Here is a 5,082-nt window from a genome sequence, read left to right on the forward strand (position 1 = left end):
TTGTGGTCTTGATGCTGTGGCGAGTTTTGAAATTCCGACAATTGACTGTCAGCAGTCAGTTCTCAGGAATCAAACCGAGTAGTGATGTAGCCCGTTTTACGGGTGCATTTTCAACGGAGAGTTTGATCCTGGCTCAGGACGAACGCTGGCGGCGTGCTTAACACATGCAAGTCGAGCGGTAAGGCCACTTCGGTGGTACACGAGCGGCGAACGGGTGAGTAACACGTGAGCAACCTGCCCTTCTCTTCGGAATAAGCGTTGGAAACGACGTCTAATGCCGAATATGACTTCCTTTTGCATGATTGGAAGTGGAAAGCTCCGGCGGAGAGGGATGGGCTCGCGGCCTATCAGCTAGTTGGTGTGGGTAATGGCCCACCAAGGCGACGACGGGTAGCCGGCCTGAGAGGGTGACCGGCCACACTGGGACTGAGACACGGCCCAGACTCCTACGGGAGGCAGCAGTGGGGAATATTGGACAATGGGCGAAAGCCTGATCCAGCAACGCCGCGTGAGGGATGACGGCCTTCGGGTTGTAAACCTCTTTCAGCGGGGACGAAGCGAAAGTGACGGTACCCGCAGAAGAAGGACCGGCCAACTACGTGCCAGCAGCCGCGGTAATACGTAGGGTCCGAGCGTTGTCCGGAATTATTGGGCGTAAAGGGCTCGTAGGCGGTCTGTCGCGTCGGGAGTGAAAACTCAGGGCTCAACCCTGAGCGTGCTTCCGATACGGGCAGACTAGAGGTATGCAGGGGAGAACGGAATTCCTGGTGTAGCGGTGGAATGCGCAGATATCAGGAGGAACACCGGTGGCGAAGGCGGTTCTCTGGGCATTACCTGACGCTGAGGAGCGAAAGCATGGGGAGCGAACAGGATTAGATACCCTGGTAGTCCATGCCGTAAACGTTGGGCGCTAGGTGTGGGGACCTTCCACGGTCTCCGTGCCGCAGCTAACGCATTAAGCGCCCCGCCTGGGGAGTACGGCCGCAAGGCTAAAACTCAAAGGAATTGACGGGGGCCCGCACAAGCGGCGGAGCATGCTGATTAATTCGATGCAACGCGAAGAACCTTACCTGGGTTTGACATATACCGGAAAGCTGCAGAGATGTAGCCCCCCTTGTGGTCGGTATACAGGTGGTGCATGGCTGTCGTCAGCTCGTGTCGTGAGATGTTGGGTTAAGTCCCGCAACGAGCGCAACCCTCGTCCTATGTTGCCAGCACGTCATGGTGGGGACTCATAGGAGACTGCCGGGGTCAACTCGGAGGAAGGTGGGGATGACGTCAAGTCTTCATGCCCCTTATGTCCAGGGCTTCAAGCATGCTACAATGGCCGGTACAAAGGGCTGCGAAACCGTAAGGTGGAGCGAATCCCAAAAAGCCGGTCTCAGTTCGGATTGGGGTCTGCAACTCGACCCCATGAAGTCGGAGTCGCTAGTAATCGCAGATCAGCAACGCTGCGGTGAATACGTTCCCGGGCCTTGTACACACCGCCCGTCACGTCATGAAAGTCGGCAACACCCGAAGCCGGTGGCCCAACCCTTGTGGAGGGAGCCGTCGAAGGTGGGGCTGGCGATTGGGACGAAGTCGTAACAAGGTAGCCGTACCGGAAGGTGCGGCTGGATCACCTCCTTTCTAAGGAGCACTTGGCCTGCCGGTTCGCCGGTAGGTCCATTGCACTGAACGTGGACGTTCGTTCCACGCAGTGCAGCTCACTAGTGGACGTCGACTATTTGGCCGGCTGTGGATCGATCGTCGTCAGTACATCTCCTTCTGGGAGAACGGAACCTCGACGTGAGGACGCAGTTTGGCTTGGCGCACTGTTGGGTCCTGAGGGATCAGGCTTCGGCTTGACCCTTGGACCGCACATCCCGATGAACCATTCGCCTCTTGGGGCGGGTAGGCGTCGGATCTCGTGTGGGACCGAACGTATCTTGAGAACTTCACAGTGGACGCGAGCATCTTGTAGCAACAACAAGCTACTAAGTGCACATGGTGGATGCCTTGGCATCGAGAGCCGATGAAGGACGTTGGAGTCTGCGAAAAGCCCCGGGAAGGTGACAACCGACCTGTGATCCGGGGATGTCCGAATGGGGAAACCCACCTGGAGGAAAGTCCAGGTACCTCTGCCTGAACACATAGGGCAGCTGGAGGGAACGCGGGGAAGTGAAACATCTCAGTACCCGCAGGAAGAGAAAACAACCGTGATTCCGGAAGTAGTGGCGAGCGAAACCGGAAGAGGCTAAACCTCAGTGATGTGATAGCCGGCAGGCGTTGTCACTGGGGGGTCGTGGGGCCGCAATGCTGGTTCTGCCGAATCAGCGAAGAGTCACAAACCATGAGTGAAGTGGAAACCGACTGGAAAGTCGTGGCGTAGAGGGTGAGACCCCCGTACACGTAAGCTCATGGCTCTTTTGCGTTACCCCGAGTAACACCGAACCCCTGAAATTCGGTGTGAATCTAGCGGGACCACCCGTTAAGCCTAAATACTCCTCGATGACCGATAGCGGACTAGTACCGTGAGGGAAAGGTGAAAAGTACCCCGGGAGGGGAGTGAAAGAGTACCTGAAACCATGTGCATACAATCCGTTGGAGCTCTTCCTTGTGAAGGGTGACAGCGTGCCTTTTGAAGAATGAGCCTGCGAGTTAGCGTGGTGTAGCGAGGTTAAGGCGAGGGCCGTAGCCGTAGCGAAAGCGAGTCCGAATAGGGCGTTTGAGTTGCACCATCTAGACCCGAAGCGGAGTGATCTATCCATGGGCAGGTTGAAGCGCGGGTAAGACCGCGTGGAGGACCGAACCCACCTAGGTTAAAAACTGGGGGGATGACCTGTGGATAGGGGTGAAAGGCCAATCAAACTCCGTGATAGCTGGTTCTCCCCGAAATGCATTTAGGTGCAGCGTTGCGTGTTTCTTGCCGGAGGTAGAGCACTGGATGGGCTAGGGGGCCTACAAGCTTACTGAACTCAGCCAAACTCCGAATGCCGGTAAGTGAGAGCGCAGCAGTGAGACTGCGGGGGATAAGCTCCGTAGTCGAGAGGGAAACAGCCCAGACCATCAGCTAAGGTCCCAAAGAGATTGCTAAGTGGAAAAGGATGTGAAGTCGCAGAGACAACCAGGAGGTTGGCTTAGAAGCAGCCACCCTTGAAAGAGTGCGTAATAGCTCACTGGTCAAGTGATTTCGCGCCGACAATTTAGCGGGGCTCAAGCAATCCACCGAAGCTATGGCATTCGTACATGTACCCGGCCCTTTGGGGTCCAGGTGTGCGGATGGGTAGGGGAGCGTCGTGTGGCGAGCGAAGCGGCGGGGTGACCCAGCCGTGGACGCCACACGAGTGAGAATGCAGGCATGAGTAGCGAATGAGGAGTGAGAAACTCCTCCACCGAATGACCAAGGGTTCCAGGGTCAAGCTAATCTTCCCTGGGTAAGTCGGGACCTAAGGCGAGGCCGACAGGCGTAGTCGATGGACAACGGGCTGATATTCCCGTACCGGCACTGAAGCGACCCTGCTGAATCCAGTGATGCTAAGTGCCCGAAACTAGCCTCCAGCTCCTTCGGGAGCATTGGCTAGCAGAGCGCATGACCCGAACTGGTACTAGGCAAGCAATGGTGTGACGCAGGAAGGTAGCTCAACCGCGGCGATGGTAGACCGCGGCCAAGGTCGTAGGGCGAACGGTAGGCAAATCCGCCGTTCATGTGCCTGAGAGCTGATGGGGAGACGATTTAGTCGAAGTGAGTGATCCTATGCTGCCGAGAAAAGCATCTAGCGATGTTTCAGAGCCGCCCGTACCCCAAACCGACTCAGGTGGTCAGGTAGAGAATACTAAGGTGATCGAGTGAATCATGGTTAAGGAACTCGGCAAAATGCCCCCGTAACTTCGGGAGAAGGGGGGCCGGATTCGTGAGTGGACTTGCTCCACGAAGCGTTGAAGGCCGCAGAGACCAGGCCCAAGCGACTGTTTACTAAAAACACAGGTCCGTGCTAAGTCGAAAGACGCCGTATACGGACTGACTCCTGCCCGGTGCTGGAAGGTTAAGGGGACGTGTTAGCGCAAGCGAAGCACAGAACTTAAGCCCCAGTAAACGGCGGTGGTAACTATAACCATCCTAAGGTAGCGAAATTCCTTGTCGGGTAAGTTCCGACCTGCACGAATGGAGTAACGACTTGGGCGCTGTCTCAACCATGAACTCGGCGAAATTGCACTACGAGTAAAGATGCTCGTTACGCGCGGCAGGACGGAAAGACCCCGGGACCTTTACTATAGTTTGGTATTGGTGTTTGGTTCAATTTGTGTAGGATAGGTGGGAGACTGTGAAGCCCGGACGCCAGTTCGGGTGGAGTCATCGTTGAAATACCACTCTGATTGAACTAGATATCTAACCTAGGTCCATTATCTGGATCAGGGACAGTGCCTGATGGGTAGTTTAACTGGGGCGGTTGCCTCCTAAAATGTAACGGAGGCGCCCAAAGGTTCCCTCAGCCTGGTTGGCAATCAGGTTTCGAGTGTAAGTGCACAAGGGAGCTTGACTGTGAGACTGACAAGTCGAGCAGGGACGAAAGTCGGGACTAGTGATCCGGCGCTGGCATGTGGAAGCGGCGTCGCTCAACGGATAAAAGGTACCCCGGGGATAACAGGCTGATCTTCCCCAAGAGTCCATATCGACGGGATGGTTTGGCACCTCGATGTCGGCTCGTCGCATCCTGGGGCCGTAGCAGGTCCCAAGGGTTGGGCTGTTCGCCCATTAAAGCGGCACGCGAGCTGGGTTTAGAACGTCGTGAGACAGTTCGGTCCCTATCCGCCGCGCGCGTAGGAAACTTGAGAAAGGCTGTCCCTAGTACGAGAGGACCGGGATGGACGAACCTCTGGTGTGCCAGTTGTTCTGCCAAGAGCACGGCTGGTTGGCTACGTTCGGAAGTGATAACCGCTGAAAGCATCTAAGCGGGAAGCACGTTTCAAGATGAGGTTTCCCACTGGTTTATCCAGGTAAGGCCCCCAGCAGACCACTGGGTTGATAGGCCGGAAGTAGAAGTGCAGCAATGCATGGAGCTGACCGGTACTAATAGGCCGAGGGCTTGTTTCTTACAAGAT

General features: G+C 56.1%; 2 rRNA genes. Both read left to right on the plus strand.

Going from position 1 to position 5,082, the window contains the following annotated elements:
* The first annotated feature begins 110 nt into the window (after window positions 1-110).
* Window positions 111-1,629 (plus strand): 16S ribosomal RNA (locus RQG84_RS18040).
* A gap of 337 nt (window positions 1,630-1,966) precedes the next feature.
* Window positions 1,967-5,074, plus strand: a 23S ribosomal RNA gene (locus RQG84_RS18045).
* Together the 16S and 23S rRNA genes form the textbook arrangement of a ribosomal RNA operon.
* The last annotated feature ends 8 nt before the right edge of the window (window positions 5,075-5,082 follow it).

The organism is Aeromicrobium sp. WCS2018Hpa-31, from assembly GCF_031843905.1.
Lineage (GTDB): Bacteria > Actinomycetota > Actinomycetes > Propionibacteriales > Nocardioidaceae > Aeromicrobium.